Source organism: Mesorhizobium sp. M1227, assembly GCF_040318315.1.
Classification (GTDB): Bacteria; Pseudomonadota; Alphaproteobacteria; order Rhizobiales; family Rhizobiaceae; genus Mesorhizobium.
In genome coordinates this window covers 331,315-349,715 of record NZ_JAMYLZ010000003.1, presented here as the reverse complement: position 1 = coordinate 349,715, position 18,401 = coordinate 331,315, and the positions used below count along the sequence as shown (strand labels likewise).

Here is an 18,401-nt window from a genome sequence, read left to right as displayed (position 1 = left end):
ACTGGAAACATGCCCACCAATTATCATGCAGCCGACGATCTGACGGATCATTCGACGGACATCCCTCAGGTAGGGTTGGCCATCATCACCGGGTCGGCAAACTGGGGGCTTGCCTTCCCGGAAGATGTCGAATTCGATGGTGTGCGCACCTTGCGGCGCGACATGAGTTTTGAAACGCCTTTCGGTCGCACCGACAACTGGAAGCTGCTCGAGTTCGATGCGTCGATTACTGCCGAAGGGAGAGCAAAACGCGCGCTGTGCATGTATTCGCACGGCAATCCCCGCGACCGTATCGACCATTCCTGCCATCGCCGCGCGTTCTGGGTATTGATGCGGGCGGGTGTACGGCAAGTTCTCGCCTGCTCGACCGTAGGCGCCGTCAACAAGGCGATCCAGCCGGGCGACATGGTGGTGACCGCCGATATCATCGAACTGACGCAGACCCCGTTTTCACTGCTTCCTGACCGTCAGAGCTTTGACTGTTCGGGCAAGCAAATCGTGTGTCCAAGATGTGCGGCGGTTCTGGTCGAAACGGCCCGCCGTCATTGGCCAGCCGAATGCCGCGTTTATGGCATCGAACAGCAGTTGGTGGCTGCCCATTGTTATGGGCCCCGGCTGACAACACCTGCCGAAGCCTTGGCATATCGGGGCATGGGGGCGGATGTACTCAACCATTCCATCGCCCCTGAGGCGACCTTGTCGCGCGAGATCGGCGCGTGTTTCGTGCCTTGCGCGTTCGTGACGGCGGGCTTCAACGACTACACGGATCGCAATCGCCAGAAATTGCTGCAGGAGGACGTGCTGCCCAGTCTCTCCATGACAGCCTCGCGGGTCGCGCTGGAGACCGCCGCGCGACTTCCCGCTGATCCGGAATGCTCCTGTAACGGCTTGAAGTCGCCTCAGCCGAAAGAACGCTCCAGCCGGTTCTGAGACGACCTTGGTGCGCCGGATAGCTGAAGCTCTGCCACCGACCAAGAATCCCGAGGGCGCTGCATTGGGCGTGTTTGCGACGTTCGAAACGCTGAGGGCGGCGTTTGAGGATTAGGGTCAAAACTCAATCAGACTGGCTGCCGCCAATGGCCCAGATGGGCCGAACTTGCCGTTTGAATTAGTCGGCGGGAATGAGCACAGAGCGCCATGAGCGGAAGCTTAGCAGCGGTCACGCCAGCGCCCAGTTAGCGCTACGAAGCAGACCTTCAGCCTGTGCCGGAAGCGGGGCCCGGCTTACCAAGTGGCATATCCAGGAAGCGCGTCCCCCTCCTCAGCTAGGCACCGTTTTCGGCTCTACGCTATGCCTGCGCGACGAGCCCCTTCCTTAATCGCAGCGAGGGCCAGAGGATTGGTGACGGGATAGGTTCGGATGAAGTTCTCGACGGTGAACCTTGGAAACTCGACGGCAATCCGCCTGGCGATCGACTGCGCCTGCGCCGACTCTTCGAGCAGCGCGTGGCACAGGGCACGGAACATCAGAGTGACGGGAATATCCGGCGGACTTTGGCACAGCGACGACAGACTGTCGGCATAGCGACCGGCGACGAACCGCGCCCGGGCGAGCTGCGCGTAGTACCAACTCGGAGCCTGCGGATTGAGGCGAAGCGCCCGTTCGGCGAGAGCACAGCCTTCTTCCGGATTTCCACACACGAGAGCTCGGCTTGAGGCGAGCATCGACAGCACATCGGCGTCATTGGGTGCCAGGGCCAGCGCCCGGTCGTATTCCTCTGCGGCCCCGCTGATATCGCCGTCAATGGCGCGGAGAGCGCCCATGTAAAGGCGCGTCATCGGATCGGTAGGGTCGAGCGCCAGAGCCTTTTCCACGCATTCTCGCCAGCGCTCGACCGAAGCGGCTGAATCTGGCGTGAAGGCATTGAAGGCATCGACCGCATGTGCCAATCCCAACGTCATCCAGGCCCGCGCGAAGCCGGGGTCGAGTTCCACGGCGCGGGACAGCATGCGTATGGCTTCTGCCCTCGCATCGGTCGTGAATCTGTCGTGCAGTTCCACCCCGAGTAGATAGCAGTCGTAAGCACCCAGGCTCGAGGGAGGCTTCCGCCGAGCCACCTCACGCCCGAGATTGGCGAGCTTGCCGAAAGTGCCTGCCAGGGCGTTGATAACGTTCTGTGTGATGCTGTCCTGCATGAGAAAAAAATCATCGGTCGACTCGTCGAACCGCGCCGACCAAAGGTTGGCTCCGGTCCGGGTGTCGACCAGCTGCACCGCGACGCGGACACGCTGTCCGATCGCCTGGAGGGTGCCTTCCAGCAGGTAATCGGCGTTCAGTTCCCGTCCAACCGAGCGTGTGTCGCTCGCCCGTCCCCGATAGGACTGCATGGTCTGGCGCGAAATGACCGCAAGGTCGGGATAGCGCGCTAGGTCGCCGATCATGTCGGCCGACAGGCCGTCTGCCAGCCGCGTCCAGCCGTCGTCGGCGCTCAGGTTTTCGAACGGCAAAACCGCAATTACCGGCGGCTTACTGTCGTCGCCGGAAGAAAGGCGTGGTTTGGCACCGACGATCTTGCCCGCAGTAGCGGGGTCGATCAAGACACGGTACACGCGAACCGGTTCGGCGATACTTTTCATTTTCTGCACGCCGAGTGAGGCAAAGCCGATCGGCACCTTTCCCCTCACATGGTCGCAGGCGGTGGCGGAAATCGCGATTCCTCCAGGTTCCGCCAGCCCTTGCAGCCGATCGGCGATGTTCACCGCGTCACCGTGGATGTCGTCACCCTCAACGATAACATCGCCCAGATTGATGCCGATGCGGAAATCAAGCCGCCGTTCTGGCTGCGTGAAAACGTTCACCTCCGCCTTCTGTTGCTGGATTTCGACCGCGCAGCGTAGGGCGTCGACCACACTGTGGAACTCGACCAACATCCCATCTCCCATGGTTTTCACCAGTCGACCATGGTGCGCAGCGATCCTTGGCTTGAATACTTCGTTCAGGTCGGTTCGGAAAAGCGCACGCGTACCCTCGTCGTCGATCTGGCTCAAGCGGCCATAGCCGACGACATCGGCAATCAGGACGGCTGCGAGATGACGTTCCATCCCCCCAATCCTTCGCGGATTGTTACCCGCTTTCCAAGCTTACAGCAGGTCGCAGGTTGATGCCATTGCCGCCGCCCCTGAAAGACAGCTTTTCAGGTCTGTGTACTTTGCTGCATGAGAGCCCGAATGTTGGATAAGGGTCAACTTGCGTCGTCAGGGCTCTCGGCGTCAAAGGTCCGAGAGAGTTCGACGTCGGTCGTTCAGAGTGATTGCGTTTTGACTCCAGTGCGCCGCGCGTCATTGGACGCGCAAAGGACGCTATAACACTTTGAATTTTGCATGACCCTTTCCGAACCGGAGGTCAGCGCAGCAAAACCATGCCGGTTTCCGGGGGTCCCGCCCTAAGGCAGCCTGAACCGGTATTCGGTCACGTGATGATAGATCTGCCCGGGCCACAGCGTGGCTTGCGGGAAATACGGCCGGTTCGGCGCATCCGGCCAGATTTGCGGCTCCAGGCAGAAGCCCGAAAACGCCTTGTACTGGCGTCCGCCCAGTCCAGGCGAGGACGGCGCCAGATACTGGCCGGTATAGAGCTGGACGCCCGGCTCGGTGGTCCAGAGCTCCATCTCGACGCCGGAATTCGCGCCTTGCGCCCACGACGCCTGCTTCAGCGGCCCGCGCGTCGAGGCGAGGCAGAAATTCTGGTCATAGGGGAGCTGTTCGCCCTCGGTCTCCATGCGCAGCGGCCGCGCCTGGCGAAAGTCGAAGGGCGTGCCGTCGACCGGCTTTACCGTGCCTGTCGGAATGAGATCCGCGTCGACCGGCAGATAGGCGCCGGCATTCAGCATCAGCCGGTGATCGAGAATGTCGCCGGCGCCGCCGTCATCCAGGTTGAAATAGGAATGCTGGGTGAGGTTGCAGAGCGTCGGCTCCTCGCAGGTGGCGGTCAGTTCGACGCTGAGCGTGCCCGGGATCTTGAGCCGGTAGGTGCAGGTCACGTCGAGCGCGCCGGGAAAGCCCATCGTGCCGTCCGGGTCGTGCAGGGTCAGCGTGACAAAATCCCTGCCATGCAGCGAAACCGCCCAGGCCCGGCGCGAAAAACCTTGCGAACCGCCATGCAGCGTGTGCTTTTCGAGGAAATTGCGCTCAGTCTGATAGCGTTTGCCGGCAAGCGTGAAGCGGCCGTCGCGGATACGGTTGGCATAGCGCCCGACGACGGTGCCGAAGAAGGCGGTGTCCGTCTCATAGTGCTCGAAACGATCATAGCCGAGCACCAGCGGCGCGTCGTGCCCGGCCAGACGCAGATCCTGGATGATCGCACCCAGCCCGATGATGTTGGCGGTGAGGCCGCCGCCACGGATGGTGAAGCGGCGGACGGCCTCGCCCGCCTGCGTCGTGCCGAAAACCTCGCCGTCCTTCATTGCCATGCTCGCAAGTTCATTGATCGATGCCAGCCTGGCCTTTCGAAGCGGCTCAGGGTCTTCTTCGGTATTACCGCATCAGGCTTCTAGAGACCAAGTCCGCCGATGCAGACATATTTGGTGTCGAGATAATCCTCGATGCCCTGGTGGCCGCCTTCCTTGCCGAGGCCCGATTCCTTGACGCCGCCGAACGGCGCTTCAGGGGTGGTGATGAGCCCTTCATTGACGCCGACCATGCCGTATTTGAGCCCTTCCATGACCCGGAATGCGCGGCCGAGATCGCCGGTGTAGAAGTAGCAGGCCAGCCCGAACTCGGTGTCGTTGGCGAGTGCCACGGCCTCTTCCTCGGTCTCGAACTTGAATACCGGCGCCACCGGGCCGAAGATTTCTTCCTTCATGAAGCGCATCTTCGGCGTCGCATTGGCGATCACCGTCGGCTCGAAGAACGAGCCGCCGAGCGCGTGGCGCTTGCCGCCGGCGACGACCTTGCCGCCCTTGGCGGTAGCGTCGGCAATCAGCTCCTCGACCTTCTCCACCGCCTTTTCGTCGATCAGCGGTCCCTGCTGGACACCTTCCTCGAGGCCGGAACCGACCTTCAGCCCGTTGCTCGCAGCAGCCAGCTTTTCGACAAACTGGTCGTAGATGCCGGCCTGCACCAGGAAGCGGTTGGTGCAGACGCAGGTCTGGCCGGAATTGCGGTACTTGGCGGTGATGGCGCCGGCGACGGCCCGCTCGAGATCGGCGTCATCGAAGACGATGAACGGCGCATTGCCGCCGAGCTCCATCGACACTTTCTTGACCGTCACCGACGACTTCTGGATCAGGATCTTGCCGACCTCGGTCGAGCCGGTGAAGGTGATCTTCTTGACCAGCGGGTTGGCACAGATCTCGTCGCCGATCTCGCCGGCAGCGCCGGTCAGGATATTGATCACGCCTTTGGGGAAGCCGACTTCCTCGGCAAGCGCGCCCCAGGCAAGGCCGGAGTAAGGCGTCTGCGACGCCGGCTTGACCACGGCGGTACAGCCGGCGGCAAGCGCCGGACCGAGCTTGCGGGCCAGCATCGAGGACGGGAAATTCCATGGCGTGATGGCGGCGATGACGCCGACCGGCTCCTTGGTCACCAGGATACGGCGGTCCGCCCAAGGCGACGGCACGACGTCGCCATAGGTGCGGCGGCCTTCTTCGGCGAACCACAATATGTAGGACGCGGCCGAGCCGATCTCGCCCTTCGATTCGAACAGCGACTTGCCCTGCTCGATGGTTAGTAGTTCGGCCAGCACGTCCTGATTGTCCATCATCGCGTCGTGCAGCTTGCGCAACAGCTTCGAGCGTTCGAGCGCGGTGGTCTTGCGCCACGTCTTGAAGGCAGCGTCGGCGGCCTCGATGGCGCGGCGGGTCTCGGCCTTGCCCGACTTCGGCACGGTGCCGATCTTGAGGCCGGTGGCAGGATTGTTGACGTCGACCGTCTGGCCTGAATCGGCCTGCACCCATTCGCCATTGATGAGATTGGCCTGCCGCATGAAATGGCTGGTTTTCTGAAGCATGATCTCGCCTCCGTTCGGCACCTGGCGGGCCGGTCGCTGATTTCGTGAATGGACGTGCGCGATAGCATCGCTAGAGCCACTGCTCTTAGCCCAGGGCAAGCCCCGCAAGCAATCACAAGATGGCATATAGGGTTTGGGCCAGCCAAAGCGAGAGGCGATGCAGCCGGGTTCTTATCCAAAAACCCGGATTCTTATCCAAAAAACCCGAGTTCTTATCCAAAAACCCGAGTTCTTATCCAAAAACATGGACGACCACTGTCAGCCAAAACGCAGTGGTCACGACCGCACAGGCGGTGGCGATGGTCATCTGGTTCGACGCCAGCGCCTGGCCGGTGTTGAACTGCACCGCGATGAGATAGGAATTGATGCCGGACGGCAACGCCGCAACCATGACCGCCACCTTGGCCGTCAATGGCGGCAGGCCGATCAGCCAGACCAGGCCGAGAACCAGCGCCGGCATCAGGAACAGTTTCAGCGCCGACAGCGCCAGCGCCGGCCTTACATTGCCGGAAATGCCGAAACGGCGCAGGCTGAGACCCATTGCGAACAGCGCCACCGGGGCGGCCGTGCCGGCCAGCGCGTCGCTCAGCCGCGTCGCAAGCACCGGCAGCGCCGCACCGGTGAAGCGCCACGCCAGCCCGGCCAGTATGCCGATGATCAGCGGATTGATGAATACCCTCCTGAGAAAGCTCCTGACGACGCGGAGCGGATGCACAGGCTCGCTGCCGCCGCGGCCGAACATCTCGAAAAGGATGATCGAGGCCATCATCATCACCGGCAGGTGAATGGAGACGAGCAGTGACAGCACTTCGAACCCGGCCGGCCCGAACACGCCGATGATGAAGGGCGCGCCGAGCAGGACAACGTTGGAGTAGGACGACGACACGCCGCCGACGACGCCGGCGCGGGCGTCCCGTCCGAAGATGCGCGTAATGACCAGATGGCCGGCAGCCCAGGTAAGCGCCACCGCCGCGAAATAGGCGCCCCACAGCGACCACGGCGCCACGCCGTGGAAATCAGCCTTTACCATGGTCTGGAACAGCAAAAGCGGCATTGCCACGTTGATGGCGAATTCGGATACGCCCTCGCCGCTCGCCGGCTTCAAATAGCCGGTCAACCCGGCAAGATAGCCGAGCCCGACGAGACTGAAGACGAAGAGGACGGTTTCGGTAAGCGGAGACATTTTTCCCGTGATAGGCGAGCCCCGGCGGCGGCGCAATCGCCCTTCCCTCGCGAATGTACCGGCCAACAATCCGGCCGCTCGGATCTTGCCCGAATTTGCTCATGGTTGGATGCCAGCGCTATACAGGGTTGTTGGGGGGAAACGCGGCGAATGGGCGCTGTCGGAAATCAGCACTTCTTCAAGCAGGCGTGGCTGACGGTTTTCGTCGGCGCCCTGCTTTGCCTCGTGGTGACCTCGGCTCATGCCGCGGAGCCGGCAAGCCTCAAAGGCGTGGCGCTGATTGTCGGCCAGTCGAAATACCAGCACATAGCGGCGCTCCCCAACCCCGCCAACGACGCCCGCGACATCGCCAAGATGCTGACCGATCTCGGCTTCGAGGCGCGCAGCGTCACCGACCGCGACACGGCAAAGCTGAAGCGCGACCTCGAGCGTTTCGCCGAGGATGCCGAGGACGCCGACGTCGCCTTGATCTACTATTCCGGCCACGGCATCGAGGCCGGCGGCGAAAACTATCTGGCGCCGGTCGACGCTGACGTTTCTTCGTTGAAGGACGCCGATCAGGCCCTGGTGCCGATTTCCGCCGTCATGGACGAACTGAAGACGACCGTGCCGGTAACGATCATGCTGCTCGATGCCTGCCGCACCAACCCGTTTCCGGCGGATGCGGTGCTGCGCCGGGCGCCGACGGCCTCGGCCTCGCCGATTGGCGCCGGCGGCCTGGAGCCGGTGCGCGGCGCCAGGGCACTGGCAAACGCGACCGCGACGGAAAATCTGGGAACGGTGATCGGCTTTGCCGCCGAGCCGGGGCGGCCGGCACTCGATGGCATCGTCGGCGAAAACAGCCCCTACGCAGCGGCACTTCTGCGCCATCTCGCGGCGATGAAGGGCACCGAGTTCGGCTCGGTCATGCGCATGGTGACAGAGGAGGTCTATCTCGACACCAAGGCAAAGCAGCGGCCATGGGTCAATGAAAGCCTGCGCCGGCTGCTCTATTTCGGCGTTGCACCGCAGGAGCCGACCGGCGACGACGGCCTGATCACCGGCGAGCGGCGGCAATTGCTGCTGACGATCGCCGAGTTGCCTGACCCCAAGCGGGTACAGGTCGAACTGGCCTCGCTGCAGGACGGCGTCCCGCTCGACGCGCTTTATGGCGTGCTGAAGGCGCTCGGCACCGAAAACATGCCGGAGGACCCCACCGACCTGCAAAAGCTGCTCGACGCCCAGGCCGAGCGCCTGAAGAAGATGATCTCCGAGCGCGACGCGCTGCGCACCGACGACCCCGAGATCAGCCGCCTCGTCGCCTCGGCCGACAAGGCGATCGGCCAGGGCGCCATCGTCACCGCGCGCAACTTCCTCGACCAGGCGGTGGGCCGGGTCGAGCAGGCCAGCGGCGTGGTCGATCGGGCAGAGGATCTGGTCAGGCAGAAGCGTCTTGCCGACGCGGCGATCTATGCCAGGCGCGCCGACGCTTCGGCGCTGGTCTTCGACTATCTGTCGGCCGCCAACGATTACGGCAAGGCCTTCTCGCTGGTCGAGAAATGGGACGACAGGCTGCGCTGGAACTACAAGAACCAGGAGGCGGAAGCGCTTAACGCGCATGGCAACGCCACCGGCGACAGGCAAGCGCTGCAGCACGCCATCGACGCCTACCGCGTCATCCTGAACTTCATCCCCAATGGCGAGCAGAACCGCGATTGGGCGATCACCCGCAACAACATGGCGGTGGTGCTGCAGACGATCGGCGAGCGCGAGCGCCAAACCGACCGGCTGGAAGAGGCAGCGAAAATCTTTCGCGATTCGCTTGCCGTGTTCGAGCGCGAGAAGGATGATCTCAACTGGGCGGCCGCCCAGAACAACCTGGCCAATGTGCTGCTGAAGATCGGCGAACGCCAGAGCGACCCGAAACGCCTGAACGAGGCGGTGGTGGCGATGCGCGCCACGCTGGAGAAGCGGCCGCGCGACAAAGTCCCGCTGGACTGGGCCGCCTCGCAAAGCAACCTTGGCCTTGCGCTTTACGCGCTTTCGGAACGCGAACCGGGCGGCGAGCGCCTGACCGAGGCCGAGGCCGCCTACCGGCTGGCGCTTGAAGAATACACGCGCGAAAAGGCGCCCGTTCAGTGGGCGATGGTCCAGAACAATCTCGGCAATACGCTGGTGTCTCTGGGCACGCAACGCAACGACAAGGCAAAAATCGACGAGGCAGCCGACGCCTTCCGCGCCGCGCTCGAAATCCGCACACGCGATACCTTCCCGCTCTCGTGGGCGAGCAGCCGTCTCAATCTGGGTAACGCGCTGAGCAGTGCTGCCCGTTTCGATCTCGGCACCGGCCTGCTCGAAGAGGCGGCTGCCGCCTATGGCGACGCGCTGACCATATTTACACGCCAGCGTTTTCCGACGGATTGGGCTTCGGCGGAGAACAATCTCGGCTCGATCTACCAGACGCTCGGCCAGCGCACGCGCGATCCTGCCAGGCTTGAGCAGTCGGCTGCTGCATACCGGGCGGCACGGCGCGTCTATACCAAAAAGGAGTTTCCGCTCGACTGGGCGATGACCCACTACAATCTCGGCAACACGCTGCAACTGCTCGGCGGCGTGACCGACAAGCCGGTGCATTACGAGGCGGCGATCGAGGCCTATCGCGATGCACTGCGCGAATACAAGCGCGAGACGACGCCGCGGCAATGGGCACTGGCGCAGGCCGGCCTCGGCTCGGCGCTGCAATGGCTGAGCATGAGCGAGGCCGACCCCGGCAAACTGGCGGCATCGATCGCCGCGCGCCGGGCGGCGCTGGAGGTGCTGACCTTCGAGACCTCGCCCGTCGACTGGGCAAACGCGCAGAACGGCATCGGCATGAGCCTGATCAATCTTGGCAATCTCGAACGCACCGGCAAATATCTGGATGAAGCCGAAGCCGCCTTCGAGGCAACGCTCAAGGTCTTCACCCGCGAAAGCCAGCCGATGCAATGGGCCTTCGAGCAGAACAATCTCGGCGACGTCCACTGGAACCGCGGCAGCTATGGCGGTGGCAATGCCGAATACCAAAAGGCGATCGAATTCTTCGAGAACGCCAAGCAGGGCTTTACCGAAGCCGGCTACACACTCCCGATCCCGCTGACCGACCGCAAGATCGATCTGGTGAAGAAGCAGATAGCGAAGAAATAGGCATTTCGGCCGCAGGTTGCACTCGGCTTGTCTTTCAGCCGGCTTTGCCGTCCCTATATGCCGGTCACCGGGGACCTGCCTGCCGGTCACCCGAAAAGGATGTCTGATGCTTCGATTTGTGCTGGCGCTGCTGTTGCTTGCCGTTTCCGCCACAGCCCATGCGACGGAAGCCGGCTGGGCGCTGCTGCGCGACGGCGGGCATGTGGTCCTGCTTCGCCATGCCATGGTCACCGGCACCACCGATGCGGCCAATTTCGACCTCGGCAAATGCGCCACCCAGGTCAATCTCTCTGAGCGCGGCAAGCAACAGGCGCGCAAGATCGGCGCGCTGTTTGGCGCCCGCGCCGCACCGGTCGAGCGCGTGCTGTCCAGCCGCTATTGCCGCTGCCTCGAGACCGCCCGCATCGCTTTCGAAAGCGAACCGGAGCCGTTCGCACCGCTTGACCTGCTGAAGACCGACGAAAAGGAGAAGGCCGCCCAGATCGCTGCGATCCTGGCCGAGATCCGCGGCTATTCCGGCTCCGACAATCTGGTCATGGTCACGCATCTCGAAGACATCAAGGAATTGACCGGCATCTCGCCGCGCGAAGGCGAGGCCGTGGTCGTCGAGCCGCAAGGCGACGGCCTGCGGGTACTCGGCCGCGTTACCTTCTGACCGGGCCGGAGCCGGTTGAAGTGAAAACCTAGCGCTTGGTACCTTAAGCCGAATACCGGTTCCGACCCGCGATGAGGTCTTGATCGAGTCGAAGGTCGACATTGACCCATTGACCCTTAGTCAGGACCAACGGGCGCTTTTAGCGAAAGCGAATGCGATGCTACCGTCTCATCAGGACTTCCGAGCCGTGACAACGGGCAGGTTTTCGTCCTTACTTTGCCGGCCGGAGCCTCGGCGGCCGAAAAAACGCCCGGATGTCCTCGACCAGGAGTTCGGGTTGCTCAATCGCCGCGAAATGTCCGCCTTTCGGCATGTCGGTCCAGCGCTCGACACGGAAGACTCGCTCGACCCAGGAGCGAGGTGGCATAGGAAGCTCTCGAGGGAAGACTGCAACGCCGAGGGGCGGTGTTATTCGCTCCCTTGGCCCGAAGATCAGGGGGCAGAGCCGGTTCTCTTTGTAAATCCGGAGCGAGGCCTCGATCGTGTTACCGAACCAGTAGAGCGAGATGTCGGTAAGCAGCGTGTCTAGAGGGATGGCGCGTTCGAGTTCGCCTTCGCAGTCGCTCCAACTGCGGAACTTCTCGGCAATCCATGCGGCTAGCCCGATTGGGGAATCTGTCAGTGCAAAGGCTAGCGTCTGGGGCTTGGTCCCCTGCAGAAAAGCGTAGGCCCCCTCCGTTGCGGCGAAATTCGCCACACTGTCGAGGAATGCCTTCTCCTCCGGCGTGACAGGTGGGTCGTCGCGACCGAGGGTCGGGCGGAAACTGCCTGGAATGTAATTCAGGTGCAATCCGATAAGGTCGTCCGGGTAAAGCCGAGCGAGCCAGGTCGAGACGCCTGCGCCGATGTCGCCACCTTGTGCGGCGAAGCGATCATATCCCAGTTCGCGCATCAGCCCCCGCCACAGCTTCGCGACACGCTTTGAGCTAACGCCGGCCTGATGCGGCGGGGACGAGAAGCCGAAACCCGGAAGCGACGGTGCGACGACATCGAAGGCGTCCTCGGCATCCCCGCCGTATTTGACAGGATCCGTGAGCAGCGGGATGACGTGCTCGAACTCGGCGAAGGAGCCGGGCCAGCCATGAGTGAGGATCAACGGCAAGGGTGCTGACCCCTTTCCTTTCTGGTGAACGAAATGGATGTCGCACCCGTCAATCGTGACCCTAAACTGAGGCAACAGGTTCAGACGTTTTTCGTGATCGCGCCACCTGAAATCGTATTCCCAGTAACGTGAAAGCTTTCTGAGGAAATCAACGTCAGTACCGTCGTCCCATCCGTATGCGAAGATCGACGACGGCCATCTTGTCGATTGGATACGACGCTGTAGGTACTCGATCTGTTCATCCGGGATGTGGATGTGGAAGGAATGCATGGCCACGGGTGTTGCTCCGATCAGCGGCGAAGAATTGTCCCATCATCAAGGCACAGAACGCAGGAAACTTCACTGAGCGACCGCTTTGTCCGCTACTTGCTCGTTCCCATCTACGAGACGAAGGTAACATTCCACCCTTGGTGGCAATTCGTTTAAGTTACTTGGCGTCAGATTTTCACCGCTACCAGCCAAGCGTCGACACGGAGCTTCCATCCCTCGATCATGTCCGCGAACGCGTCCTCTGTAAGTTCGGACAGATAGGATGCTCCTGCCGGGCTCCAAGGCCGTGAACGCATAGGTAATCGACGCCTCCGTGCCTCCGTTAGTGGTCGGTCGGCAGGCCACCTCGACAAATCCGAAACGCGAATCCGCGTAACGCGAACATAGCGGATGCGATACGCCAGCCGTCCACCCACAGGGTCTCTCCGATCGGCGTGAACAGCGGAAAGCCGCGGTCGATCGGCCCCGAAAGCACGATGCTGTGGCTGCGCTCAAGATGGCTCGTCATCCGCCCTCCCCGCCGGTTTCCGCCGGACGGTGGCTGTCCGCTGCGGCAAGCTCCATTTCGTAGATGCGCTTCAATTGGCCGATTGTTTCCAGGGTCGCCGCGGAGAACGGCGTCCGGCCTTCGAAAGCATGCAGCAGGATGCCCTCGATGAGGTCACCCGGGCTCATGTCGCGATGCTCAGCCAAGGCCTTGAGCACCTTCACCAATCGTTTTTCCAGGCGCACCCCGGTCTGCACGCGTTCTATGGTCATAGATCTTTGTACCATGGTACATTGGTACACCCAATGGTCAGAGATGGGACGGTTTCGGCATATCGCCGGGGGTTGCCAGCGACCCCTATTGCTCTGCCTGGGCAGCAATCCCATCTGCGCGCGGCGTATCAGGCCTTTTCCTGCCCGGAAAAACCGATTAGACAGCCCAAAACACATGCGGACAGATTCCGCCCGCAATCGAAGGAAAAGCCCTTGTCCACCACGTTCGACAAAGTCGCCAAGATCATCGCCGACACCAGCGAGATCGACATCGAGACGATCACGCCCGAAAGCCACACCATCGACGATCTCGGCATCGACAGCCTCGACTTCCTCGACATCGTCTTTGCCATCGACAAGGAATTCGGCATCAAGGTGCCGTTGGAAAAGTGGACGCAGGAAGTCAATGACGGCAAGGCTTCGACCGACGACTATTTCGTCATGAAGAACCTGTGCGCCAAGATCGACGCGCTCGTCGCCGCCAAGAACGCCACGTGAACACAGCGCCTGACGCGCCCGACCCACAACAGCCTCCCATGAACCCCCACGACGTCGTCATATCAGGCATCGGCCTTGTCTCGTCACTGGGCGAGGGTCCGGATGCGCATTGGCAAAAGCTCCTCCAGCCACGGCTTGAGCCGGTTCTGGAGGCCTCGCGCTTCTCGCCCTATACGGTCCATCCGCTGCCCGAGATCGACTGGAACCTGCAGATCGCCAAGCGTGGCGACCAGCGGCAGATGGAAACCTGGCAGAGGCTGGGCACCTATGCGGCCGGCCTTGCGCTCGACGATGCCGGCATCAAGGGTAATGACGAACTCTGCGCGACCATGGACATGGTGGTGGCCGCCGGCGGCGGCGAGCGCGACGAGGCGGTCGATGCGGCCATTCTCGCGGCATCGGAAAGCCGCAATGACCGCGACGTGCTGCTCAACGAGAAGCTGACCACCGAATTGCGTCCGACGCTGTTTCTGGCACAGCTTTCCAACCTGCTCGCCGGCAACATCTCGATCGTCCACAAGGTGACGGGGTCGTCGCGCACCTTCATGGGCGAGGAAGGTGCCGGCGTTGCCGCTGTCGAGACCGCGGCCGCGCGCATCCGCTCCGGCCAGTCGACGCATATTCTGGTCGGCGGCGCTTTCCAGACCGAACATTCCGACATGCTGCTCGGCTATGAACTGGCCGGCTACCTGCATCGCGGTCCGTGGCGGCCGGTCTGGCAGAGGCAAGGTGCCGAAGGCGGCGGCGTGGTGACCGGATCCGGCGGCGCGTTTCTCGTCCTGGAGCAGCGCGAGCATGCGGAAAGCCGTGGCCGGAAGATCTATGCGGAGCTCGGCCCGGTCCTGTCCGGTCGCGCCAGGCGCCGGCGGGACGAACTCGACGGCGAGATCGCCGTGCTGTTGAAGCAAGCCGCATTGCCGAATGGCGAGCTGCTCGCGATCTCCGGCGCTTCGGGCGCCCATGCCGCGACCGCCGCCGAGAAATCGGCGCTCGACGCCAATCCGGCGATCGCCGCACGCGGCTTTTCGACGCTGACTGGCCACATGAAGGAAGCGCAGTTCCCCTTTGCCGTGGCGCTGGCGGCGCTGGCTGTCGACCGCAAGGCCGCCTACCCTGTCTTCGACGCCACAGTCGAAAAGCCGTTTGCCGGCGTCCCGAAGACCGTCCTTGCAACGGCGATCGGCTATCACCAATTCGAGGGCATGGCGCTGATCAAAGCCGCCTAGAGCATCGGACCGAAAAGTGTGGCGCGGTTTTCGGGCGATCCGACGCTCCAAGAGAAACAGGTTTTTGGACAACAAATGGCCAATCTGAACGACCACATGGGCAGGCCCATCGTCGCCGTCACCGGCATCGGCGTGGTGACGTCGCTCGGTGTTGGCAAAACCGACAATTGGGCGGCACTTACCTCAGGCAAGTCCGGCATCCATCCGATCACCCGCTTCCCGGTCGATCATCTCAACACCCGCATCTCCGGCATGGTCGATTTCCTGCCGTCGAGTTCCAAGGGCGCCAGTCTCCTCACCTATGAGCTTGCCGAAACCGCCGCCCAGGAAGCGATGTCGGAGGCCGGCCTCGATGCCGGCGATTTCGGCGGACCGCTGTTCCTCGCTTCGCCGCCGGTCGAGCTCGACTGGAGCGAGCGCTTTTCGCTCTACAATTCCGACACGCCCAATAATTCAGACAGGCACGACACCGGTGCAGAGAGGCTGCTGCGGGTAGCGCGCGGCCTCAGGGAACTCGACATCTTCGAGACCACCCAGTTCGGCTCGATTGCCGACCGGCTTGCCGACCGTTTCGGCACGCGCGGCCTGCCGATTACGCTGTCGACCGCCTGCGCTTCGGGCGCCACGGCGATCCAGCTCGGCGTCGAGGCGATCCGCCGCGGCGAATGCGACAGGGCGCTGTCGATCGGCGCCGATGGCTCGGCGACCGCCGAGGCGCTGATCCGCTTCTCGCTTCTATCGGCGCTCTCCACCCATAACGACATCCCTGAAAAGGCCTCAAAACCCTTCTCCAAGGACCGCGACGGCTTCGTGCTCGCCGAAGGCTCGGGCGCCCTTGTGCTGGAATCGCTGGAGGCAGCACTTGCCCGCGGCGCCACCGTTCTCGGCATATTGCGCGGCTGCGGCGAAAAGGCCGACGACTTCCATCGCACCCGCTCCAAGCCGGACGGTTCGCCGGCGATCGCGGCGGTGCGCGCCGCTCTTGCCGATGCCGGCCTGAGCGAGGACGGGATCGATTATGTCAACGCCCATGGCACCTCGACGCCCGAAAACGACAAGATGGAGCATTTGTCGCTGTCGACGGTATTCGGCGAGCGGATCTCGTCAATGCCGGTCTCGTCGAACAAGTCGATGATCGGCCATACCCTATCGGCTGCCGGTGCTGTCGAGGCCGCATTTTCGCTGATGACGATGCGCGAAAGCATCATTCCGCCGACCATCAACTACGACAATCCCGACCCGGCAATCGTGCTCGACGTGGTGCCGAACACCAAGCGCAACGCCGAGGTCGGCACCGTCCTGTCGAACTCCTTCGGCTTTGGCGGCCAGAACACCTGCCTTGTCATGGCGCGGGAACCGGTCTAAGCGACCGTTCCGCTCTAGCACTGTTGTCGTGCGCATGGTCCTTTCCGAAACGGTTCTCGGTCATGCGCAACCTGGGATCTGGCATGCGCGCATTGCAACTTATCGAGGATCGCCGGCTTGAAACGGTGGACCTGCCGCCACCGCCGCCGCCGTCGCTCGGCGAGGTGACGCTGCGCATCAAGGCCGTGGCGCTGAACCATATCGACGTCTGGGGCTGGCGCGGCATGGCCTTCGCCAAGCGCAAGCTGCCGCTGGTCGTCGGCGCCGAGGCCTCCGGCGAGGTCGAGGCGGTCGGCCCCGGCGTTTCCAGCCTCCTGCCCGGACAGTTGGTGTCGATCTATGGCGCCCGCACCTGCGGTCTTTGCCGCGCCTGCCGCGAAGGCCGTGACAATCTCTGCGAGCATGTCTCGGGCGTGCACGGCTTCCATCTCGACGGCTTTGCGCAGGAAAAGATCAACCTGCCGGCGCGCCTTCTGGTCCCCGCCCCGCCAGGCGTGAGCGAAATCGGCGCGGCGGTGGCGCCTGTCACCTTCGGCACGGTCGAGCACATGCTGTTCGACAATGCCCGGCTGCAACCCGGCGAGACGATACTGGTCCATGCCGGCGGCTCCGGCATCGGCTCCGCCGCTATTCAACTGGCCAAGAAGATGGGCTGCATGGTCATCACCACCGTCGGCTCGAACGACAAGATCGACAAGGCCAAGGCGCTCGGCGCCGACCACGTAATCAATTATCGCGACGACCGCTTCGAAGGCATCGTGCGCAAGCTGACCAAGAAGAAGGGCGTCGACGTGGTGTTCGAGCATGTCGGGACCGACACCTTTGCCGCCTCGATGCTGTGCCTGAAGCGCGGCGGCCGGCTGGTCACCTGCGGCTCGACCTCCGGCGTGTCGACACAGATCAATTTGATGCAGTTGTTCCAGCAGCAGTTGAAGCTGCTCGGCTCGTTCGGCTGCCGCATGGAAAATATGGCCGACGCCATGCAGAAGATGGCCGCGGGCCGGGTCGCGCCGGTGATCGACACCGAGGTCGGCTTCGACGGCATCGATGCGGCGCTGAAGCGCATGGAAGGCCGCGACGTCTTCGGCAAGATCATCCTGCGCGTCGGCTGAAATGATCGGCAACGCCTTCAGGAAGATCCGCAGGGACGTGGGATTCCGCTATGGCAGGCGGCTTCGCCAGTTCAACTACTGGCTGGTCGCGCGCGTCGCGATGATCATCATCTCCGCGCTGCGCCTGCTGCCGCCCGACAGGGCGCTCAATTTCGCCGACCGCGCTGCCCGCCGCATCGGCCCCTGGGTGGCGCGCCATCAGGTTGCCGTCGACAATCTGCGCAAGGCCTATCCGGAAAAAAGCGATGCCGAGATCGAGGCGATCGCTTCCGATATGTGGGGCAACATGGCCCGCCTGGCCGCCGAATACATCTTTCTCGATGCTTTGTTCGACTACGATCCCGCTGCGACGAAGCCGGGCCGTGTCGAGGTCAAGGGCGTGGAGCATTTCGTGCGCATCGCTGGCGAGGACAAGCCGCATATCGTCTTCACCGGGCATCTCGGCAATTTCGAGCTGCTGCCGGTGGCTGCGGCGACATTCGGCATGAACATCACGGCGCTGTTTCGCCCGCCCAACAACCCTTACCTCGCCGACTACATCCTCTCGACCCGCCGCTCGAGCATGGGATCGCTGCTGCCGTCTTCGACCGGTGCCTCGTTCGCACTTGCGGCCATCCTCGAGAAAGGCGGCAATATCGGCGTGCTGGTCGACCAAAAATTCACCGGCGGGCTCGAGACGACATTCTTCGGCCGCCCCTGCGAGAGCAACCGGGTTCTCGGCACCCTGGCGCGGCACTACGATTGCGATGTCTACCCGGCGCGCTGCGTGCGCCTGCCGAACAATCGTTTCCGGCTCGAGATCGAGGACAAGCTCACCTTGCCGCGCACCGCCGGCGGCAGTGTCGACGTCCCCGCCACCACCCAGCTTCTCAACGACGTGGTCGAGCGCTGGGTGCGCGAAGACCCCGGCCAGTGGATGTGGTTCCACAAGCGCTGGGAGATCAGCGGCCGCAAAAAGCGTCGGCCGGCGACAATGCGCGACAAACCCGCCTGAGCGCACCATCTTTTTTGGGCGCAAGCCTTATTTTGTTCTTGCTTTGTGCCGGCAGCTATGCTACTAATTTCGGTATGGTGCTATTTGGCCCCAATGAACCCGCCGCTCCGGCGGGTTTTTTATTGCGG

The 18,401-nt window shown here is 62.9% G+C and carries 15 protein-coding genes; 8 read left to right on the top strand and 7 right to left on the bottom strand.

The window, feature by feature from the left end:
- Positions 1-9: 9 nt before the first annotated feature.
- Entirely contained in the window at positions 10-930 is a 921-nt protein-coding gene (locus tag NKH28_RS07195) for a phosphorylase family protein (RefSeq protein WP_352978342.1), read from the top strand.
- Positions 931-1,284: 354 nt separating this feature from the next.
- On the opposite strand, the gene NKH28_RS07190 is transcribed toward NKH28_RS07195, so the two are convergent.
- The 4 genes from NKH28_RS07190 to NKH28_RS07175 all read right to left on the bottom strand — a co-directional run bounded on the left by NKH28_RS07190 (position 1,285) and on the right by NKH28_RS07175 (position 7,130).
- Complete coding sequence (locus NKH28_RS07190) at positions 1,285-3,042, bottom strand: adenylate/guanylate cyclase domain-containing protein (protein ID WP_352685100.1); 1,758 nt, start codon at positions 3,040-3,042, stop codon at positions 1,285-1,287.
- 341 nt (positions 3,043-3,383) lie between these two features.
- Positions 3,384-4,409, bottom strand: coding sequence for an aldose epimerase family protein (locus tag NKH28_RS07185; RefSeq protein ID WP_254818213.1), 1,026 nt, complete (start codon positions 4,407-4,409; stop codon positions 3,384-3,386).
- An 80-nt stretch (positions 4,410-4,489) separates the two neighbouring features.
- Complete coding sequence (locus NKH28_RS07180; protein ID WP_352978340.1) at positions 4,490-5,947, bottom strand: NAD-dependent succinate-semialdehyde dehydrogenase; 1,458 nt, start codon at positions 5,945-5,947, stop codon at positions 4,490-4,492.
- Positions 5,948-6,179: 232 nt separating this feature from the next.
- A complete protein-coding gene (locus NKH28_RS07175) occupies positions 6,180-7,130 on the bottom strand; it encodes an AEC family transporter (protein ID WP_352978338.1) in 951 nt (316 codons plus the stop codon).
- A gap of 150 nt (positions 7,131-7,280) precedes the next feature.
- Here NKH28_RS07175 and NKH28_RS07170 point away from each other — a divergent pair, with 150 nt between their 5' ends.
- On the top strand, positions 7,281-10,292 hold the full coding sequence (locus NKH28_RS07170; RefSeq protein WP_352978336.1) for a caspase family protein: 3,012 nt from the start codon (positions 7,281-7,283) through the stop codon (positions 10,290-10,292).
- A gap of 106 nt (positions 10,293-10,398) precedes the next feature.
- Positions 10,399-10,947 (top strand): histidine phosphatase family protein, encoded by a 549-nt coding sequence (locus tag NKH28_RS07165; protein WP_352454578.1) that lies wholly within the window; start codon positions 10,399-10,401, stop codon positions 10,945-10,947.
- A gap of 211 nt (positions 10,948-11,158) precedes the next feature.
- On the opposite strand, the gene NKH28_RS07160 is transcribed toward NKH28_RS07165, so the two are convergent.
- The 3 genes from NKH28_RS07160 to NKH28_RS07150 form a co-directional block, all read right to left on the bottom strand.
- Entirely contained in the window at positions 11,159-12,319 is a 1,161-nt protein-coding gene (locus NKH28_RS07160; RefSeq protein ID WP_352978423.1) for an epoxide hydrolase family protein, read from the bottom strand.
- Between the two features lie 322 nt (positions 12,320-12,641).
- Complete coding sequence (locus tag NKH28_RS07155) at positions 12,642-12,827, bottom strand: hypothetical protein (protein ID WP_352816954.1); 186 nt, start codon at positions 12,825-12,827, stop codon at positions 12,642-12,644.
- Positions 12,824-13,078: a hypothetical protein gene (locus NKH28_RS07150; RefSeq protein WP_352978334.1), complete on the bottom strand. Its 255-nt coding sequence runs from the start codon at positions 13,076-13,078 to the stop codon at positions 12,824-12,826. The genes NKH28_RS07155 and NKH28_RS07150 overlap by 4 nt, the downstream gene beginning before the upstream one ends.
- A gap of 213 nt (positions 13,079-13,291) precedes the next feature.
- Here NKH28_RS07150 and NKH28_RS07145 point away from each other — a divergent pair, with 213 nt between their 5' ends.
- The 5 genes from NKH28_RS07145 to NKH28_RS07125 all read left to right on the top strand — a co-directional run bounded on the left by NKH28_RS07145 (position 13,292) and on the right by NKH28_RS07125 (position 18,273).
- Complete coding sequence (locus NKH28_RS07145) at positions 13,292-13,576, top strand: acyl carrier protein (protein ID WP_023719977.1); 285 nt, start codon at positions 13,292-13,294, stop codon at positions 13,574-13,576.
- A gap of 38 nt (positions 13,577-13,614) precedes the next feature.
- On the top strand, positions 13,615-14,802 hold the full coding sequence (locus NKH28_RS07140; RefSeq protein ID WP_352816959.1) for a beta-ketoacyl-ACP synthase: 1,188 nt from the start codon (positions 13,615-13,617) through the stop codon (positions 14,800-14,802).
- Between the two features lie 75 nt (positions 14,803-14,877).
- Positions 14,878-16,167: a beta-ketoacyl-ACP synthase gene (locus tag NKH28_RS07135; protein ID WP_352918983.1), complete on the top strand. Its 1,290-nt coding sequence runs from the start codon at positions 14,878-14,880 to the stop codon at positions 16,165-16,167.
- A gap of 83 nt (positions 16,168-16,250) precedes the next feature.
- Complete coding sequence (locus tag NKH28_RS07130; RefSeq protein WP_352978421.1) at positions 16,251-17,279, top strand: zinc-binding dehydrogenase; 1,029 nt, start codon at positions 16,251-16,253, stop codon at positions 17,277-17,279.
- A gap of 1 nt (position 17,280) precedes the next feature.
- Positions 17,281-18,273, top strand: a complete 993-nt coding sequence (locus NKH28_RS07125) for a lipid A biosynthesis lauroyl acyltransferase (RefSeq protein WP_352978332.1) — start codon at positions 17,281-17,283, stop codon at positions 18,271-18,273.
- Positions 18,274-18,401 lie beyond the last annotated feature (128 nt).